Origin of the sequence: Terribacillus jepli (assembly GCF_047228925.1) — a bacterium.
Lineage (GTDB): Bacteria > Bacillota > Bacilli > Bacillales > Amphibacillaceae > Terribacillus.
On record NZ_JBFEGH010000014.1, the window covers coordinates 47289 to 65067 of the forward strand.

The 17779-nt window shown below is 43.5% G+C and carries 18 protein-coding genes; 11 read left to right on the forward strand and 7 right to left on the reverse strand.

The window, feature by feature from the left end; genetic code table 11:
- The first annotated feature begins 161 nt into the window (after positions 1 to 161).
- A complete protein-coding gene (locus AB1K91_RS15180) occupies positions 162 to 2060 on the forward strand; it encodes a beta-glucoside-specific PTS transporter subunit IIABC (protein WP_413090984.1) in 1899 nt (632 codons plus the stop codon).
- 12 nt (positions 2061 to 2072) lie between these two features.
- A complete protein-coding gene (bglA, locus tag AB1K91_RS15185; protein ID WP_413090986.1) occupies positions 2073 to 3512 on the forward strand; it encodes a 6-phospho-beta-glucosidase BglA in 1440 nt (479 codons plus the stop codon).
- Positions 3513 to 3630: 118 nt separating this feature from the next.
- On the opposite strand, the gene AB1K91_RS15190 is transcribed toward bglA, so the two are convergent.
- Positions 3631 to 4401 carry a class I SAM-dependent methyltransferase gene (locus AB1K91_RS15190; RefSeq protein ID WP_413090988.1) on the reverse strand — a complete coding sequence of 257 codons (771 nt, stop codon included), beginning with the start codon at positions 4399 to 4401 and terminating at the stop codon, positions 3631 to 3633.
- A gap of 37 nt (positions 4402 to 4438) precedes the next feature.
- Here AB1K91_RS15190 and AB1K91_RS15195 point away from each other — a divergent pair, with 37 nt between their 5' ends.
- Genes AB1K91_RS15195 through AB1K91_RS15205 form a run of 3 tightly spaced genes read left to right on the forward strand, consistent with a single transcriptional unit; the run spans position 4439 to position 6427 of the window.
- A complete protein-coding gene (locus AB1K91_RS15195) occupies positions 4439 to 5383 on the forward strand; it encodes an alpha/beta fold hydrolase (RefSeq protein WP_413090990.1) in 945 nt (314 codons plus the stop codon).
- Positions 5380 to 5931: a GNAT family N-acetyltransferase gene (locus AB1K91_RS15200; RefSeq protein WP_413090992.1), complete on the forward strand. Its 552-nt coding sequence runs from the start codon at positions 5380 to 5382 to the stop codon at positions 5929 to 5931. The genes AB1K91_RS15195 and AB1K91_RS15200 overlap by 4 nt, the downstream gene beginning before the upstream one ends.
- The gene (locus AB1K91_RS15205; RefSeq protein WP_413090994.1) at positions 5912 to 6427 is read left to right on the forward strand and encodes a GNAT family N-acetyltransferase; all 516 of its coding nucleotides are present in this window, start codon (positions 5912 to 5914) and stop codon (positions 6425 to 6427) included. The genes AB1K91_RS15200 and AB1K91_RS15205 overlap by 20 nt, the downstream gene beginning before the upstream one ends.
- On the opposite strand, the gene AB1K91_RS15210 is transcribed toward AB1K91_RS15205, so the two are convergent.
- From AB1K91_RS15210 to AB1K91_RS15225, 4 genes are all read right to left on the reverse strand, one after another.
- Positions 6428 to 7411 (reverse strand): AraC family transcriptional regulator, encoded by a 984-nt coding sequence (locus AB1K91_RS15210; protein ID WP_413090996.1) that lies wholly within the window; start codon positions 7409 to 7411, stop codon positions 6428 to 6430.
- 39 nt (positions 7412 to 7450) lie between these two features.
- Positions 7451 to 9028, reverse strand: a complete 1578-nt coding sequence (locus AB1K91_RS15215; protein WP_413090997.1) for an alpha-L-rhamnosidase-related protein — start codon at positions 9026 to 9028, stop codon at positions 7451 to 7453.
- A 12-nt stretch (positions 9029 to 9040) separates the two neighbouring features.
- Positions 9041 to 10396 (reverse strand): glycoside-pentoside-hexuronide (GPH):cation symporter, encoded by a 1356-nt coding sequence (locus AB1K91_RS15220; protein ID WP_413090999.1) that lies wholly within the window; start codon positions 10394 to 10396, stop codon positions 9041 to 9043.
- Between the two features lie 255 nt (positions 10397 to 10651).
- Positions 10652 to 11053 (reverse strand): hypothetical protein, encoded by a 402-nt coding sequence (locus AB1K91_RS15225; RefSeq protein ID WP_413091000.1) that lies wholly within the window; start codon positions 11051 to 11053, stop codon positions 10652 to 10654.
- 46 nt (positions 11054 to 11099) lie between these two features.
- On the opposite strand from AB1K91_RS15225, the gene AB1K91_RS15230 reads away from it, so the two are divergent.
- The 5 genes from AB1K91_RS15230 to AB1K91_RS15250 all read left to right on the forward strand — a co-directional run bounded on the left by AB1K91_RS15230 (position 11100) and on the right by AB1K91_RS15250 (position 13824).
- On the forward strand, positions 11100 to 11855 hold the full coding sequence (locus tag AB1K91_RS15230) for an AAA family ATPase (RefSeq protein ID WP_413091002.1): 756 nt from the start codon (positions 11100 to 11102) through the stop codon (positions 11853 to 11855).
- Between the two features lie 24 nt (positions 11856 to 11879).
- Positions 11880 to 12254 carry a VOC family protein gene (locus tag AB1K91_RS15235; protein WP_413091069.1) on the forward strand — a complete coding sequence of 125 codons (375 nt, stop codon included), beginning with the start codon at positions 11880 to 11882 and terminating at the stop codon, positions 12252 to 12254.
- A 43-nt stretch (positions 12255 to 12297) separates the two neighbouring features.
- Positions 12298 to 12894 (forward strand): YdeI/OmpD-associated family protein, encoded by a 597-nt coding sequence (locus tag AB1K91_RS15240; protein ID WP_413091004.1) that lies wholly within the window; start codon positions 12298 to 12300, stop codon positions 12892 to 12894.
- A 32-nt stretch (positions 12895 to 12926) separates the two neighbouring features.
- Entirely contained in the window at positions 12927 to 13367 is a 441-nt protein-coding gene (locus tag AB1K91_RS15245) for a GNAT family N-acetyltransferase (RefSeq protein WP_413091005.1), read from the forward strand.
- Between the two features lie 172 nt (positions 13368 to 13539).
- Positions 13540 to 13824, forward strand: a complete 285-nt coding sequence (locus tag AB1K91_RS15250; protein ID WP_413091007.1) for a hypothetical protein — start codon at positions 13540 to 13542, stop codon at positions 13822 to 13824.
- Positions 13825 to 13861: 37 nt separating this feature from the next.
- Here the strand turns inward: AB1K91_RS15250 and AB1K91_RS15255 are convergent, their stop codons facing one another.
- Both AB1K91_RS15255 and nhaC read right to left on the reverse strand, forming a co-directional pair.
- Complete coding sequence (locus tag AB1K91_RS15255) at positions 13862 to 14734, reverse strand: MBL fold metallo-hydrolase (protein ID WP_413091009.1); 873 nt, start codon at positions 14732 to 14734, stop codon at positions 13862 to 13864.
- Positions 14724 to 16130: a Na+/H+ antiporter NhaC gene (nhaC, locus tag AB1K91_RS15260; RefSeq protein WP_413091011.1), complete on the reverse strand. Its 1407-nt coding sequence runs from the start codon at positions 16128 to 16130 to the stop codon at positions 14724 to 14726. Before nhaC ends, AB1K91_RS15255 begins: the two co-directional genes overlap by 11 nt.
- A 268-nt stretch (positions 16131 to 16398) precedes the next feature.
- Here nhaC and AB1K91_RS15265 point away from each other — a divergent pair, with 268 nt between their 5' ends.
- Complete coding sequence (locus AB1K91_RS15265) at positions 16399 to 17763, forward strand: extracellular solute-binding protein (protein ID WP_413091013.1); 1365 nt, start codon at positions 16399 to 16401, stop codon at positions 17761 to 17763.
- Positions 17764 to 17779 lie beyond the last annotated feature (16 nt).

Sequence of the window (17779 nt, forward strand, 5' to 3'; positions counted from 1 at the left end):
ATTCCTTATTTGTTTAGATAGAGCGATTTTAGCACACTAAGCCTTCAACGGAAACCCTACGCTTTTAAAATACTCTATTAATTTTATTGGTTTATACTTGATAAATTATACCGGTATAATTATAATGTAAGCGTATACTAAAAGAAAAAGAGGTGTTCTAAGTGGCTGAAAAAATAAGGGATTATCCAAAACTTGCTGGTGATATATTGGAGGCTGTCGGCGGTGAAGAAAATATTGTAAACGCTGCCCGATGTGCGACTCGATTGCGTTTAGTTCTGAAACGCTCCAAGCCTTCTGCTAAACAAGAGGTTAATAGTCTGCCAGGCGTTATTACAGTAGTAGAAAACGGTGGTCAGTTCCAGGTTGTTATCGGACAGCATGTAGGCGAGGTATATGATGAGTTTGCCAAACTCGTAAATGTTGATACTGCTGAAGCAGGTAACGAGAACAAAGGTTCAATCCTTAACCGAATCATTGCGACAATGTCAGCTGTATTTGCGCCATTCATCTATGTGCTTGCAGCGGCTGGTATTCTGCAAGGTGCACTTATTTTAATTAATCTTGCGTTCAAAGACTTTGAAACAACAAGTACATACCAAGTATTAAGCTTCATTTCATGGGCACCGTTCACGTTCCTGCCGATTTTCATCGCTATTACGGCATCCAAGCACTTTAAAACAAATACGTATATTGCTGTTGCTGCTTGTGCTGCGCTTGTTAGTCCTGATTGGGCAACGATGGCTGCCAGCATTGCAGACGGAAATAGCATGAATTTCCTTGGGCTGCCTTTGACCGAAACGACTTATACTTCATCTGTCTTGCCGCCTTTATTCCTTGTTTGGATCCTTTCCTACTTGGAGCGCTTCTTGAACAAGCATATGAACGAAGTCATCCGTCCATTGTTCGTTCCTTTGATATCTATTCTAGTCATGGTTCCGCTGACTCTTGTTGCAATTGGTCCATTGACTTCTCTTGGAGCAAATGGAATCGCAAACGGATACAATTTCTTGGCTGAATATGCTCCATGGCTTGCCGGGGCAATCATCGGTTCCCTTTGGCAGGTTATCGTCATTTTCGGTGTTCATTGGGGAATCACACCGATGGTCTTGGCAAACTTCGAGCAATATGGTCGTGATTCGTTCCAGGCTTATCAGACGATTGCCGTTATCGCACAGGTTGGGGCAGTTATTGGTGTGATTTTGAAAGCAAAAAGTAAAGAAGTGAAGAAAATCGGTGTTTCCGCAGGTACTACGGGTATATTCGGTATTACAGAACCAGCCATCTATGGCGTAACATTACGATTCAAGAAACCATTTATTTTTGGATGTATCTCTGGTGCAGTTGGCGCTATTGTTGCAAGCTTCTTCAATCCATATTATTTCGCTTATGCTGGATTGCCAGGACCGTTGACTATTGTGAATGGCATCAATGCAGACTACCCAACTAGTATCTGGGGCATACTTATCGGCGCTGCAATAGCTATTGTGTTGCCGATCATCCTGATTCAAATCTTCGGCTTCGGCGAAGATGCTGCAGCAAAAGCTGACAGCAGTGTGGCAGTAGGTCAAGGAGATGCCAAAGCAGAAGCGTCTGCAGCAGAAAATAATGAAGAAGTGGTTTACGCACCGCTAAGCGGTAAGTTGCTTGCTTTGGAAGAAGTACCGGATGAAGTATTCAGTTCAGGCGCTATGGGTAAAGGGCTGGCGATTAAGCCGACTGATAATAAGGTGTATGCGCCTTTCGACGGAACCATCGTCATGCTCGCACCGACAAAGCATGCGATCGGATTACGATCCAAGTCTGGTGCAGAAGTCTTGATCCACGTAGGTCTAGATACAGTTAAGCTTAATGGCTCACCGTTCACACTGCATGTGGAAGAAGGAGACCGCGTGAAGCAAGGGGATGTATTGAGCGAGTTTGACAGCGAAGCGATTGAAGCTGCGGGTGTGCAAACGATCACGCCTATCATTCTTACCAATCCAGCTAATTATAAAGAAATAATCGTTGACGAAACAGAGACAACGACACAAGGCAATGACTTGCTGACGGTTGTGAAATAGGAGGAGATTGAAATGACAACATTACCGAAGGACTTCTTATGGGGCGGCGCACTTGCCGCCCACCAATTCGAGGGTGGATGGAACCAGGATGGCAAAGGACCGAGCGTCATTGATGTCATGACTGCAGGTGCACATGGTGTGCCACGTGAAATTACCGAATCAATTGAAGCTGATAAATTTTATCCGAACCATGAAGCAATTGATTTCTACAATCGTTACAAAGAGGATGTTGCTTTGTTTGCTGAGATGGGTCTCAAATGCTTGCGTACATCCATCGGCTGGACACGTATTTTCCCCAAGGGCGATGACGCGGAGCCGAACGAAGCAGGTTTGAAGTTTTATGATGATCTTTTCGATGAACTTCTGAAGCATGGTATTGAACCAGTCATCACACTGTCCCATTTTGAAATGCCACTGCATTTGGCACGGGAATACGGCGGATTCCGCAGCCGAGAGGTTGTCGATCACTTCGTTCGATTCGCAGAAGTCTGTTTCAATCGTTATAAAGACAAGGTTAAATACTGGATGACATTCAACGAAATCAATAACAAGATGGATACCGATAATCCACTATTCCTTTGGACGAACTCCGGTGTGACAGTCAAAGATGGTGAGAATGCACGGGAAGTGATGTACCAGGCTGGTCACCACGAGCTGCTTGCCAGTGCACTAGCTGTCAGCAAAGGGAAGGAAATCAATCCGGAGTTCCAGATTGGAGCCATGGTTTCCCACGTACCGATCTATCCGTATTCCTCCAATCCAACAGATGTGATGCTGGCAGAAGAACTGATGCGGGAACGTTACTTCTTCCCGGATGTACATGTTCGCGGCTATTACCCAAGCTATGTGCTGAAGGAATTCGAACGGGAAGGCTACAACATCGCATTCGAAGATGGTGACGAAGAGATCCTTCGCAATGGGACAGTCGATTACCTCGGTTTCAGCTATTACATGAGCACTACTGTCAAAAGTGATAAAGAAGTCGAACAGAACTCAAATATAACAAATGGCGGATTAGCACAAAGTGTAGAGAACCCTTATATCAAAGCAAGCGACTGGGGCTGGTCCATCGACCCGACAGGTTTGCGTTATACATTGAACCGCTTCTATGACCGTTACCAAATTCCGTTGTTCATCGTCGAGAATGGCTTTGGTGCAGTCGATAAAGTGGAAGAAGACGGATCCATCCACGATCCGCAGCGCATCGATTATCTGCGTTCCCACATTGCTGAGCTTAAGAAAGCCGTTACCTATGATGGTGTTGACTTGCTAGGGTACACACCATGGGGTATTATCGACATCGTTTCCTTCACGACTGGTGAGATGAAGAAACGCTATGGCATGATCCACGTTGATCGTGATAATGAAGGAAATGGTAGCATGAAACGGTCGAAGAAGGATTCGTTTGAATGGTATAAGAATGTGATTGGTTCGAATGGGGAAGAGCTGTAAAACATTGGACCTTGGATGATACGTATCATCCAAGGTCTTCTTTGGTGGAGGTTATGAACTAGTCTATAATTTTTCGAGGAAACATCCGCTTTTTTAAGACATCAATGCTTAGCTTCTTTTACTTCACCGCCTTCCAAATCGTCCACCTATCCATTTCCACAATATCCCTTTCCTGTGTGATACAATCGTCTATATACAGAACCAACTTCTCCAGTTCGTCATCCTCTAATGCATGCAGGATGCTTCTCCCCAGTCTGGCACGAATGTCTGCCAGCAGTTTTTCTTTCGATTCATGTAATTGGCGGACTTCCCATAAAGTATGTTGCTCTATGTCGTGAAAGCCGCAAGCCTGTAGATCCTTCATAACTTGAGGGGAGGTATGTCTTCTGCTGATTTCCAATTCTGCAAGTCTAGGAAAACACGAGAAGAAGTAACCTCTGATATGCTCAGGACTTCCAGGCAGCAGGCAATCTTCCGGCGTTCGATCCTGGATGAGCAAGATACTGCCGGGGCGCAGCAGGCGATGAGCTTCTGTAAAACAGGGCTGCAGTTCTTGCAGGTGATGAATCAAGGCGCGTTCCAGGATAAGGTCACTGCTCTCTGATTCCAGCTCAGTTTCTTGTGCGTCTCCTTTTTGGAAACGAATACCTTGCAATTCGCGACAATTTTCTGCTGCTGCTTCGAGCATGACTGCTGATGAATCTACTCCTGTCACTGATGGTATACCCATTTCAGCGAGAGCTTTCGTATAAATCCCGCCGCCGCAGCCGATATCAAGTGCTTGATTGATGGGTTGGTCCCCGAGGAGTGAGGAATAAGTTCTAATCCATGTGGCGTTTGCATCTCTTTGAGTATAACTCCATTTATTTTTTGTGTTATGAAAGTCCATCGTTTCTTCTATCCTTTCTGATTGGGAGTGGTGATAGATGACTTTACAATTCGTTGATTTGAATGGGGCAGAGCAAGGTACCATCATCAAGCATAACAAGGAAGAATCTGCTCCTATCTTGTTGTTTCTCCATGGTGGACCTGGATTTCCTGCTTATCCGTTAATAAAGGCGAATGATGTCAGACTGGAGGAAGTATTTACCGTTTGCTACTGGGATCAGCGAGGTACTGGTTCCTCCTACAAAGCAGCTGAGGGCGGAAAATTGCTTACGTTGGAACAATTGCTTGACGATACAGTAGAAATGATTGCTTTTCTAAGGGAGACATATGGACAGGAAAAGATATATGTACTTGGCCATTCATGGGGCAGTATTCTAGGAACCTTGGCTGCGCAAAAAGTGCCGGAACATCTTCATGCCTATATAGGAGTCGGGCAAATTGGTATTCAGTTTGAATCGGAAAAAGAAGCATATGACTTCCTCGTCTCGGAAGCGAATCGCCGCTCAGATGAAAGAGCTAAACGTAAATTAGCTCGGATAAAACTTGATGAAGAATATTACTTGAACCGTGCTTATGGGGCAGTCCGATTCAAGTATGCGAGAAAGTATGACATTGGATTTACGCGAGATGGATACAGTAACCTCCGCTTGATCCGGGAAGTGATGGGCTGTTCTGAATATAGATGGAAAGATAGATTCCGTGTCTTTTCAGGCAGCGACCTTTCGTATCAAAAGCTTGCAAAAGAGATCAGTACAGCCAATCTCATTCGAGCGGTTCCCGAGCTGAAGGTGCCGGCGTACTTCCTTCATGGCCAATATGATTATCAGACTACTTATCGACAGGGCTGCAACTTCTATACAGCACTTGAAGCACCTGTTAAACAATTCCATACTTTTACAGAAAGTGCGCATAGTCCATTTCTTGAGGAGCCGGAGAAATTCATCAAGCTATTAAGAACGATACGGGAGGCCGGTGAATCGTGACAAAGCAAAAAACAGTGATTCGGCCGCTTGTAAGTTCGGATATTACCCACCTGGTCAAATGGTTGTCAGATCCTGATGTGCTAGCTTTCTATGAAGGCCGGGACAACCCATTTGATAGTCAGAAAGTTAGAGAAGTATTCTTTGATCCATCAGATTCAGCACAAAAATGTATTTTCATTCATGAAGCTAAGCCGATTGGCTTTGTGCAATATTACGATTTGGGCAATGGCGAGAAGGAAGAATTCGGTTATGAGAGTAATCAGCAAGTCTATGGGATGGACCAGTTTATCGGAGAAACAGCTTACTGGAATAGGGGCATCGGAACATTGCTCGTCCAAACAATGACCCGTTTCCTGAAAGAGGAAAAACAAGCCGATATTGTAGTGATGGACCCGCAAGCATGGAATGAACGTGCACTCCGCTGTTATGAGAAATGCGGTTTCCGCAAAGTGAAGCTCTTACCCAAGCGTGAGTGGCATGAAGGCAGCTATCGGGACTGTTGGTTAATGGAATGGAAAGGGGATACATATGAGAATACAGCTACGTGAGCTTACAATAGAGGACTGGAAAGCGGTCCATGGATATGCTTCGCAAGAACAAGTTTGCCGTTACCAGCCTTGGGGTCCGAACAACGAGGCTGAAACGAAGCAATATGTCGAGCAAATATTGCAGGATACCCAGGCAGATCCACGGGAGCGATACGTATACGCGATCCTTTATGAAGGGGATATGATCGGTTCTACGGAGCTTTATATTACCAGCCAATATAACAGGGAAGGGGAAATTGGCTATATCCTCCATCCGGATTACTGGAATAAAGGCTATGCCACTGAAGCTGCCAAAGCAGTCTTATCCATCGGCTTCCATACTTTCGGTCTGCACCGGGTCTATGCTACTTGTGATCCCAAAAATTTCGCTTCTGCAACCGTATTGGAGAAAATCGGCATGCAGAAGGAAGGGTATATCCGTGACCATATGCGTATGAAAACAGGATGGAGGGATTCACTGCTTTATAGCATACTCGAGCATGAATTCCATACTTGATTACCGGATTTGCTTTTCTTTTCGATAAGCAGTTGGGGTGCATTCAAAGTGTGCCTTGAATTTACGGTAGAAAAAACTATGGTTTTCATAGCCGACCTGTCGGGCTATTTCAGTTATTGTCTTTTGTGTGTTCTCAAGAAGGTGTGTAGCTTGTGTCATTCGCTGGGCCTGTAAGAGTTCTGTAAATGTCTTCCCAGTCTTTTCTTTAAGCATATTACCCAGATAGTTAGGGTTAAAGTTAAATCTAAGTGACAAATCATTCAAAGATATATCCATGTAATTCGATTCGATATAAGAAAGCAGATCGATAATATTTGTTTTGTTTTCTAGGTCTAAGTCCTGAAAATTCTTGCTGTGTTTATATACTCTCTTTAGCTCCGTAAAAAGAACAAGTGCATAATGACTGATTATTTCGGTGGAATACTCCATTGGATCCATGAATTCGCAAATCATATTTTTAATGATATATTGAAGGTTTTCGTTATCCTGAGAATGAAACACAATATAACGGTTATGGTCATGATCTTCTTCAACAGCTCGCATTAGGAAAGTCGAGAGTATCCCTTTCCTGGAGAGTCTGTCAAAGAAAGAGGAGGAGAAGGTTTCCTTTTTCATCAAAATATTGATCAGGATGTCTTCTTCTTGCAGGGTCGCAATACCATGTGGGACATCTTTGTCCAAGATGCATAGTTGTCCCTGCTCCAATCTAACCTCCTGCCCGTTAATAAACTGACGACAGGTACCAGCATACATATAATTAATTTCGATGAAATCATGTGTATGAATCGGCATATCAGCAAATCGATGATGTTTGCTTATGAAAATTGGACCTTGATCAAAAAAATATTTTTCTTTCATCCTTGGAATAGCTTCGGAATGGTTGATAACCAATTCGATATCATTGATATTTTCTCCCGTTTTATACTGCTTTTTTTCGATAGAATTCCATTTACGTAGTTTATAATCCAGTTCTTTATGGTTCATGACAGTACCTCTCATAGGATGGTGAAAAAGGAAGAGAGCTTATTTCTCTTCCTTTATTTTACGTAATAGATAGGATGGAGTACAGCTCCAAGCATGACAATAGCTCAGTATCAAATGGCTGCCGTATGGCGAAAGCTCCTCATTATCGGGGTTGTATAATTCCCAATAGGTGTCGGCACCACGCTCTACCATCTTTCCCCAGTATGATTTGATTGTTTCTATAGCTTCTTCCTGCATATCGGATGCAATCAATGCTTCTACTAGATGATGATACATATAAGGTGTATTCATTCTGATGGAAGGAGACTTTTCCAAGACGTTTTTCATCAGAATTTGGTTTTTGGCTGTGTCGAATACGCCAGCAATGACCATCCATACTTGGGAAGCCCAAGAAATCTGTTTATCTTTTCCGCTTGTGAAGAAGCCTGTCCCTTCATCCCAAAGGTTCAAAATTGCTGCTTCAGATAATTGTTGAATGGCATCCTCCAACTTTGTTTGGACATCTTTAAATCCGAGGATTTCCGCTATTTCAAGGGTACGTTTCAAGCTATAGATTAGAACTCCATGTGTCGGAGCTTGTTTATTTAGCTGCTCATTCCAATCGATAAAGGAAGTCCATTTTTCTTCATCTTTCAGAAGGTAGGATTCGTCAAGGTTTTCCAGCGCAATTTCCACTTGACGTAGAGCTGTCGGCCAAAGTTCTTGTAAAGTTTCGAAATCCTTAGTTGCTGCATAGTAGTCAGCGAGACTGGTTGTGAAAAATAGTGAATAATCATAAAAAAACGTATCGTCCGGTATAAGATCTGGCTCAATGAATAGATTGGCCGCAACTTGGCCTTGTTCATTCGGTACTGCTGCAAATAGATATAGGCAGCGTTTTACAAGATCATTCTGTTGCATAGTACTGTAGTTCACCAGAGCCTGAAGTCGAAGATCTCCGAGCCACATACGTCTGTCCCGCTTCGGACCATCTTCGAAAACGTCCTGCATGCACTGTATCAGTGTCTTAATCCCAACTCGGTCAATCCGATCGAGTACAGGATCGTCGAACGCCTTGTAATCTGCAAAGTCAAAAGTTGCAGAGGTCACCGTTTCGCATTGAAAATCATGGAAGGCTACTTTATATTTTACGGATGTATCCAAGACTTCCACCTTTACATAACGAAAACTATAACGTCTAGACAATTTAATTGTCTGAGGTAATACATCTACAACCATTGTCTCCTCTTGCAGCCAGGAACTGCTCAGCCACCCCTCATAGCTGGCGAATGGCTCGGAGACTTCTACTGGCATCTCTCCAAATGTCAAACGAACATGTGCTGGTGCATCTGGTGGACTGCCAACTGGAACAAGCCGAAAGCTAACAAAACCTACATGATGGGTGCCAAAGTCAAGTATGAAGCTGTCTCCCTTGCCATATGTGTGTTTTGATAGGGTAGAAGCAGGGGCTTGCACACTGCATTCCCATCCATGTATGGAATCTGGGTCAGCGCTAGTAGTTATCAAATTTTCGGGCTCTCTGTATTGTTTATGGAGGGAAGGTTTTAAACGTTGTGCTATCTTTTTGAAACGCGTATTCTCGATAAAATTCATTTCCAGATTCTGTTGTACATGCATATTATCGTCCCCCTATAATGTGTTTGGAATATCTTCATCTGACATCCGTGCGTATCTCTCATCCAGCTCTCCACGAATTTGAGGATAAATCTTATCAAGTTTGTAAAAATACATGACTATCATGGAACCAACTACAAGCAAAGTAGGTATGGTTATATAACTTAGCTTAATGGCGGACAAGGCGGCATCGCTCTGAGAAGCATTAGGTACATAGCCTCCGACAGCCAGCAGCCAAGCTGTTACCGAACCCGTCACGGCAAGTGCCACTTTCCCGATAAAACCATTGATTGCATTGAGTAAGCCTGTAGCATTGACACCTGTTTTCCACTCCCCATAGTCGACTGGATCAGCTTGCATCGAGAAATATATACTCTGTCTCAGTCCCTGACCAATGGATGCTATAACCACTCCTGCCAGTAAACCGGGAATATTGGTATCAGCGGCAAACATCAACAAAAGTCCAATCAGGTTGATGACACTTGACATCATGTATACAGTCTTCTTGGTGAATCTTCTGGTGAGTAGAGGGGTGATGAAGGTACCTATTACAGGCAGAAAAGTAGTTAGTCCAGCAACAATTGCGGCAAGATCCGGGCGTTCTACGTAGTATGTATAATAATAGATCAAAGCTCCTTGCATGAAGAACATCGAACCAAACATGAATACGATATTCAGGGCAAAGATATGCCACGGTCGATTTTCTTTCAAAGAAACGAGTACTTTGCTGATCTTAGCTTTCTCCTGCCGAATTTTTACTTTCTCCTCCACATTACGGAAAGAAACAAAGAATAGAAGTGTTGCAATGACAGAGAAGATAGCCATGGTCCAGAAGAATCCTCTTGCTTGTGAGCCATTACCAAGCAGATTCACTAATGGTAAAGTTAAAGTACTCACTGCCGTTGCCCCGATTAGAGAGAAAATGATACGTGTAGTGGCCAGGACGGTGCGTTCTTGTGTGTCACTAGTAAGACTGGGTAAAATGGAAGCTAGTGGGATGTTTACCATTGTATAAGCAGTGGATAAACCAATATATGTTACGTAAGCGTATACAATTTGAGCTGCAGGACCGATGTCCGGCACGTAAAAAGCAAGGATTCCAAGTGCCCCGAACGGGATGGCACCCAAAAGAAAGTAAGGCCTCGATTTTCCCCATCTAGTATTTGTTCTATCGATGATTGTTCCCATTAAAATATCTGTTACACCGTCTACTAGACGTGTAACAAGAAAAAGAAGACTGACTTGTGCTGCTGCAATTCCTGCTACATCTGTATAGAAGAACATTAGGTATAACGTTATGACTTGCCATATAAGGTTACAAGATAAATCAGCTATTCCGTATCCAATACGTTGTCTCCACAATGGAGCCATGATTTGAACCCCCTAAACAGTTTATATACACAATATTAAGCGCTTTCTTTTTGCGGTGACAATATTCGTATTACATATGATTGTGTCCGATTTACAGGTAAATGAAAATGGAAAATTGCAATAGATAGTATTATCTTGTGGAAGATTATAGTGAAGGGGTATCGCTGTAGAATGATAACATGCATAATTATATTGTAAGAAGAATGGAAACCCGGGGTCAACTCTGATAGAAATGGATCATGCTCGAACATACGCTCAAGCATGATAGCCATACAAATAAGTGAACAGAAAATACAAGACCGCCAGCAGAGTAGCTAATGGAATAGTGACTCCCAGGATGTTGGAGCGTTTCCAAGGTCCTTTTGGATCTTGATAGCCCTTGTAAAGCAGGTATATCAACAAGCCGATCATTGGAACAAACAGCAAATGACGGATATCTGCAACCCATTCATTATTCACGATCCAATTGGCATTAGGAGTCGTTGCTGTGCCATGATAGGCGCTGTCAATACGCTCCTTGACGACAATGAATAGGGCTCCGAGTGCCAAGTAGTAGACAGTAAATAGACTTTTAACAGGTTTGTTCAAATAACGAGTGAAAATGATGACTGCTAAAAACAGGACAAGCAGTATCACGAACAGAATATATTCTTGCATGATAAATCCTCCTCAAGCTGATATGTATAAAGATAGGAATGATAGTGTGAAATTAACTGAAACTAATCAATATGTGAGACAAATGAGTCTCATTGAAGAAGCTTCATTGCTCCCTAATCAATTCCCATTTTCCCTGCCGGTTATTCAAAACTTAGGACATATTTCCTTCCATCCAAATGTTACATATATCATCGGGGAAAATGGAATGGGGAAGTCGACTTTGCTCGAAGCGCTTGCAGTTGCGCTCGGCTTCAACCCTGAAGGCGGATCGAAGAACTTCTCTTTTTCCAGCTATGAGTCCCATTCAGATTTACATGAATTATTAAGGGTTATTCGCGGTGGGAACCGCCCAAGGGATGGCTACTTTTTTCGGGCAGAGACTTTCTATAATGTAGCGACGCATATCGAAGAACTGGATCAAGGGGGATTCGGACGAAAGATCATTGATTCCTATGGCGGGAAATCCTTGCATGAACAATCCCATGGAGAGGCATTTTTCGCGGCTTTCATGGAGCGTTTCGCCGGCAATGGATTATATATTCTCGATGAGCCGGAAGCGGCTTTATCCCCGATCCGTCAGCTGTCGATGCTTGCACGGATTGATGAGCTGGTGGAAAAAGGGTCGCAATTCATCATCTCCACACATGCGCCGCTGCTGATGGCTTATCCGGATGCGAAAATTCTGCAGCTGGATGCAGAAGGGATGGAAGAAGTCCAACTCGAAGAAACACAGCATTACAGTGTCATGAAGCAATTTTTTGAGGACAGGGGCAGACTTTTGCATCATCTGATTGGAAAATGATTGGGGAGATAAATTTTGTTCGAGATGACAATTCGTTTTGCTGTTCCCCATATTGAGGAAGCCAGGGTTTGGTATACAATTTTTCTTCAAAAAGATCCGGATTTCATTCCGCATGCAGGATTTCTAGAATGGGAAGTAGTATCAGGCTGCTGGCTGCAGCTAGCCGAATCGGCGGAAACGGAATACAGAAACGGGCCATTGCGCTTAGGAGTCAGAGACTTGGAAGCAGAAAGAGCACGAGTAATGGAACAGCTTGATATACAGGATTTTGATATTTATACACGATCAGGTGTACCGGTTAAGTGGGCAACCTTTCCTGATCCTTGGGGGAATCAGCTTGGCTATTTTGAATATCTTGATAAAGAAAAAGAGCAAAACAGGATAAATCAGTTAAAATAACTAGATATAAGAATTGAATATGATGATAAGGAGGTTTCTAAAAGTGACGGAAAGTAAGATGAATCCTAAAGTTGATGATTTTCTGATTAAGGCTAAACAATGGAAAGAAGAGTTTGTAAGCCTAAGAAGTATTATCCGTGATTGTGGACTGACAGAAGAATTCAAATGGAAGCATCCTTGTTACACTTTTGAAGGGAAAAACGTCGTATTAATCCATGGCTTCAAAGATTATTGTGCGCTTTTGTTTCACAAGGGTGCATTGTTGAAAGATCCGTATGGAATCTTGATCCAGCAAACGGAGAATGTGCAGGCAGCGCGCCAAATTCGTTTCACCAACGTTAAGGAAATAGCTGAAATGGAAGCTATCCTGAAAGACTATATCCATGATGCTGTCAAAGTTGAGAAAGCGGGTTTGGAAGTGGATTTTAAGAAGGAAACAGATTACATAATTCCTGAAGAACTTCACAATAAATTCAATGAAATACCTGCCTTGAAGACTGCTTTTGAAGCATTGACACCGGGACGGCAAAGAGCATACATCCTATATTTTTCCCAGGCTAAACAAGCCAAAACCCGAGAGTCAAGGGTTGAAAAATATGTAAAGCATATTCTGGATGGCAAGGGATTGAATGATAAATAGAAAGAAGATAGGAAGGAATTGGAGGGGAACAAATGAACATTATGAAAGCAACATTACGAGACGTAAAACATGCAGCAGATTTATTCAACCAGTATCGTCAGTTTTACAAACAAGCTAATGACTTAAGCGGGACAGAGGCGTACATAGCAGAAAGACTGGAGAAAGGGGATTCTGTCATATTTCTCGCAAAAGATGGTGATGATTGTGTCGGTTTTACCCAGCTTTATCCTACCTTCTCTTCGATCGGCATGAAACGTGCTTGGATTTTGAATGATCTGTATGTGGCGGAAAGTGCGAGGAAACAAGGTGTAGGAGAAAGATTGCTTGCAGCAGCCGAGGCTTTTGCAAAAGAAACCGGAGCGGGGAGCATTGCGCTAAGTACGGCGCCTGACAATGAGAAGGCACAGCGATTGTATGAACGGAAAGGTTACGAGCGTGACAAGCAGTTCTACCATTATGAACTTAGGTTGTAGAGAAGTTTTGCAGGACAGTGAATATCTTGATGACGGGACATTCGTCTAACTAAGGAAGGCAGTGGAGCTTCCAACAGAAAGATGTACTTATCTATTGCTTGGTTACTTGATGTCTGCGGAAAGAGGGGAATTATGATTGGAATGCGGCTGTAAAAAAATGACGGAGATTCTTTTGGAAGCAGATTTTGCCGATCCGATTTGGTGTGCGCGCTGTAAAGAAAATCTGGTTTTTGATGAATTACCAGTTACAGACACATTGAAACAGAAGATAGAGAAATGGGCGGAAGGATACGGAGAATGGGTGGATTGGGAACAGGACAAACTTAAACTTGATGCGGAAAAGAAGGAAAATATTTTCAACAGCGAAGGCAGACTATTGTTTGCCTCACTACAGCAGGAACTTCCCAAGTTCACTGTTACTTTCAAAACTTCACGGCTGTGTTCTTTATATAAGTAAAAAAGCTGTCAGCCCATTACGGCTGGCAGCTTTTTTGTTATAGTTCCAATTCCAATCCCTCTTCTGCCAGGAAGTAACCGCGATTCCTTATCGTTTGGAGCTCCTCGCTCTCAGGATCCAGTATCGGGTTGGAATGATTAAGATGCGTCAGATAAACTTTCGTTCTGGCTGTATCGACGGCCTCTTGAAGTCGGTCCATCGTCTCCGTGATTGAAGGGTGGGGAATTTGGCTGATGTCCCGCCCGACTTCCGCGACTTCCTGCTTACTGTAAAAAGTAGCGTCTACAATGACATAATCAATATCTTTTGCTATTTCTCCGATATCATGTTCCCATTCTTTCCAGGAATCAATATCCGGAATGTACAACGCTTTTTTATTCGGTCCTTTGATGAGGAAACCAAATGTTTCAGAGTATTCATTCCGATGCGGCACTTCTACCGGTGTGAAATGAACAGTGGATGTGAGTTCTTGAGCAATGCCAGCTTGAATTGGCTTGGTAACAATATTCTTCAATCCTACCAGCTGGCTCCAAGGTGCATCATTCGCTAACAGCTGTGCCATTTTCTCGCTCGCATAAACAGGTAATTCAGATGTGGACATTCCCTCTTTCCCCAGAAAAAGCAAACCAGGATAATGTCCTGCATGTGCATGTGTCAGGATGATGCTGTCCATGATGCCTGCTTCTGGATAGGCTTTCTGCATGCTGTACAGCTGTTCCCTGAAATCTGGTGTCGCATCAATCATGTGCCAGGTGGAATCATCTGTGATGATTGCCAGACTTGCCGCAAAATGGCGATAATTACGGTCTGCATGAGCACGTTGGCAATTTGTGCAATAACAGTTAGCTTGCGGGACCCCCGCATCTTGTGCACTGCCTAAAAACCTAAGTTTAATGTTATCAGCTGGCATGTTTGGCACCTTCTTCTTTTCCATTTTCTTTCTTTGCAATCGATAATCCTGTGTATCCATATATCACGTTGATAAGCGGAACTAAGAAAATAAAGAAAGCGAATGGGATGTAATCATAAGGGCTTACACCCAATACACCTGCAGCGAAGAAGGCTGGCACGCTCCAAGGCACCATGTTGATACCAACGGCACCAGCTGCCTCGACACAGCGTGATAGATTTTTCGCTGCTAGATTACGATCCTCAAAGGCTTGCTTAAAGGTACGGATTGGCAGAATGACTGCCAAGATCTGTGCGCCAGTTGCAAAACCAACGACTAGCGCAGAAAGCACGGTGCTTCCTATCAAGGAGCCAGTACTTTTCACGCGATTGATGAACGTCTCTGTAATTGTCTTCAATACTCCAATATCCTCAAGCATACCGCCAAGTGCAGTTGCAACCAATACGAGCCCGATTGTGCCCATCATGGATGTGATACCGCCGCGGTGAAGCAGGTTATTCAAACTTTCCAAGCCAGTATCGCCGCTGTAGCCGTTCGTCATTGCTCCAATAATCTCTGTTACGGACGCACCTTGAACAATGTATGCGAGGATAGCTCCCACAAAACTTATCAATACCAAAGAAGGTAGAGTAGGATATTTTTTAATCAATGCGATTACAGTCAAAACCGGTACAAACAATAGTAATGGATGAATAACAAATGAATCCGCCAAATGCGTATTGATCGTGCGAATTTCCTCAATACTCTTTACTTCACCTGCATAGTTCAAGCCAACAATCCAATAAATCAGTACCGACAGCAAGAATGCCGGTATAGTGTCCCACAGCATATGTCGGATATGGCTGAATAAGTCAACGTTTGCCATAGATGCGGCTACGTTAGTTGTTTCCGATAATGGCGAGAATTTATCTCCAAGGTAAGCTCCGGAAATAATTGCCCCAGCTACTAAAGCTAATGGGAAGCCCATACTGTCTCCAACAGCAATGAAGGCTAGTCCGACAGTTCCAATCGAAGCGAACGAGCTGCCAAGTGCCATAGAAAGAACACCGGTAGCAAGTGCCACACTCGGGATGAAGATAGAAGGATGAATAAGATCAAGACCATAATAGATAAGCGTTGGAATTACCCCGCTGCTTATCCACGACCCGATAATGATACCGACGATGATCAGAATATAGACAGCAGGCAACGCCCTTTGGATTCCTTTGCCCATATAGGACTCGAGATCACTCCATTTGTGTCCAAGTAATACGCCTAGTACCGAAGTGACAATCAAGCTGATTATCAACGGCATGAGCATTCCCGCATTCCAGTAGAACAGGGAGAAAAACGCAGCGACTGCGAGCGCGATTAGCGGAAGCAGCGCTTGAATGAAAAGAGGTTGTTTCTGCGTCATGATAGTTTCCTTTCTGAGAACATATTAAAATTTTTGGATGTCCCCTTGTTATATATTCTTACAATAATAAGTGTCAGGGGTATAAGTGTCAATGTAACATTAAAATTTAGAATAGTCAGAAGTTAATTCCTTTAATCATGTGAATAAGGGAGGGAGCAAGGCATATAATCCGTTATAGGTGTCAGGTTAACCCCTGACTTTTCATTTGGAACAATATGTATACGCTTTCATTTATCGATTAGAGAGGAATCTGGAGGAGGAATTGTAGATGTGGAAGAGTGCCAAAGGTATATGCTTGTTCATGCTTATTTTCATTCTAGTCACGATGGCAGCATGCTCAAGCAATACAGAATCATCGGATGGCAAGAAAGAATTAACTGTTGTTTATCGATCACCTGGATCAGTAGATTCATTGAAAAAATTCTTCGATTCAGGGGTGGTGGATGAATTCGAGAAGGAACATCCTGATATCGATGTAAAAATAGCGCCGATTACAGCGAGCGAGGGAGACTATTTCTCAAAGGTTGCATTGCAGATGAAGTCAGCGGAAACGGCTCCGGATGTTGTATCGGAGGATACATTCATGCTTAATTCCGATGCTAATGCCGGTTACCTTGAGCCTTTGGATGATCGTATCTCTGATTGGGACGAATGGGGTAATATCATTGAAAATCTAAAGTCCGGTGTAACAGCGGAAGATGGCAAGGTGTATGGGATTCCTTCGACTTCCGACTCTCGTGGGCTTTGGTACAGCAAGGAATTATTCCAGGAGGCAGGTCTTCCTGTACCTTGGGAACCGAAAAACTGGAATGATGTATTAGATGCAGCGATAACAATCAAAGAGAAGACAGACGGAGTGACGCCACTGTTCATGCAAGTAGGCAAGGCCAACGGAGAAGCGGTTTCCATGCAGACGCTGGAGATGCTGCTTTATGGTACCGGCGATACATTATATGACGAAAACGAGAAGAAATGGGTCGTGGATAGTCCGGGGTTGCTGGAGTCGTTCCGCTTTATCGAACAAGTATACAACGAAGAAAATTTGGGACCTGATTTCTCGGTCGTCATGAGTGGCCAATCCGGAAATGTGGCTTTTCAGCAGTTATTTCCGCAAAAGAAACTGGCAATAGCACTGGACGGCAGCTGGAATGCCCGGAACTGGGCAGAGAACGGAGCAGCACCGATTGAAAATGTGGAAGAGAAAATCGGATTTGCACCGATGCCGACTCAAGAAGGGCAGGATCCTGGAACGATTACGATGAGCGGAGGCTGGGCTTGGGCAATTCCGTCCAAAGCGGATATGAAGGAGGAAGCTTGGGAATTCATTCAATTCTTGATGGAGAAAGAGAACAGCATCAATCGTTCGTTGACGGACGGTAACTTGAATACCCGTACAGATGCCGTTGAGGTAGAAGAGTATGTGAATCGTCCTTATGCCAAGGAAGCACAAGCATTCCTGGAAAATGCGCAGTTCAGACCAGCTAATGATAAATATCCGGCAGTTTCCACACAGCTGCAGACAGTAGTGGAAGCAGTTGCCACTGGCAAACTATCTCCTGAAGATGCAGTCGAACAATATAAAGCTGGTGTGGAACGAGTGGTAGGCAAAGAAAATACGAAGGTAGCTGAATAGGAAACCATCCCATCCA

What these genes read in the sequence shown, in the direction of transcription:
- bglA (WP_413090986.1), top strand. Translation starts at nt 2,073, where the DNA reads ATGACAACATTACCGAAGGACTTCTTATGGGGCGGCGCACTTGCCGCC.
- AB1K91_RS15190 (WP_413090988.1), bottom strand. Translation starts at nt 4,401, where the DNA reads ATGGACTTTCATAACACAAAAAATAAATGGAGTTATACTCAAAGAGAT.
- AB1K91_RS15195 (WP_413090990.1), top strand. Translation starts at nt 4,439, where the DNA reads ATGACTTTACAATTCGTTGATTTGAATGGGGCAGAGCAAGGTACCATC.
- AB1K91_RS15205 (WP_413090994.1), top strand. Translation starts at nt 5,912, where the DNA reads ATGAGAATACAGCTACGTGAGCTTACAATAGAGGACTGGAAAGCGGTC.
- AB1K91_RS15210 (WP_413090996.1), bottom strand. Translation starts at nt 7,411, where the DNA reads ATGAACCATAAAGAACTGGATTATAAACTACGTAAATGGAATTCTATC.
- AB1K91_RS15215 (WP_413090997.1), bottom strand. Translation starts at nt 9,028, where the DNA reads ATGCATGTACAACAGAATCTGGAAATGAATTTTATCGAGAATACGCGT.
- AB1K91_RS15220 (WP_413090999.1), bottom strand. Translation starts at nt 10,396, where the DNA reads ATGGCTCCATTGTGGAGACAACGTATTGGATACGGAATAGCTGATTTA.
- AB1K91_RS15225 (WP_413091000.1), bottom strand. Translation starts at nt 11,053, where the DNA reads ATGCAAGAATATATTCTGTTCGTGATACTGCTTGTCCTGTTTTTAGCA.
- AB1K91_RS15235 (WP_413091069.1), top strand. Translation starts at nt 11,880, where the DNA reads ATGACAATTCGTTTTGCTGTTCCCCATATTGAGGAAGCCAGGGTTTGG.
- AB1K91_RS15245 (WP_413091005.1), top strand. Translation starts at nt 12,927, where the DNA reads ATGAACATTATGAAAGCAACATTACGAGACGTAAAACATGCAGCAGAT.
- AB1K91_RS15255 (WP_413091009.1), bottom strand. Translation starts at nt 14,734, where the DNA reads ATGCCAGCTGATAACATTAAACTTAGGTTTTTAGGCAGTGCACAAGAT.
- nhaC (WP_413091011.1), bottom strand. Translation starts at nt 16,130, where the DNA reads ATGACGCAGAAACAACCTCTTTTCATTCAAGCGCTGCTTCCGCTAATC.
- AB1K91_RS15265 (WP_413091013.1), top strand. Translation starts at nt 16,399, where the DNA reads ATGTGGAAGAGTGCCAAAGGTATATGCTTGTTCATGCTTATTTTCATT.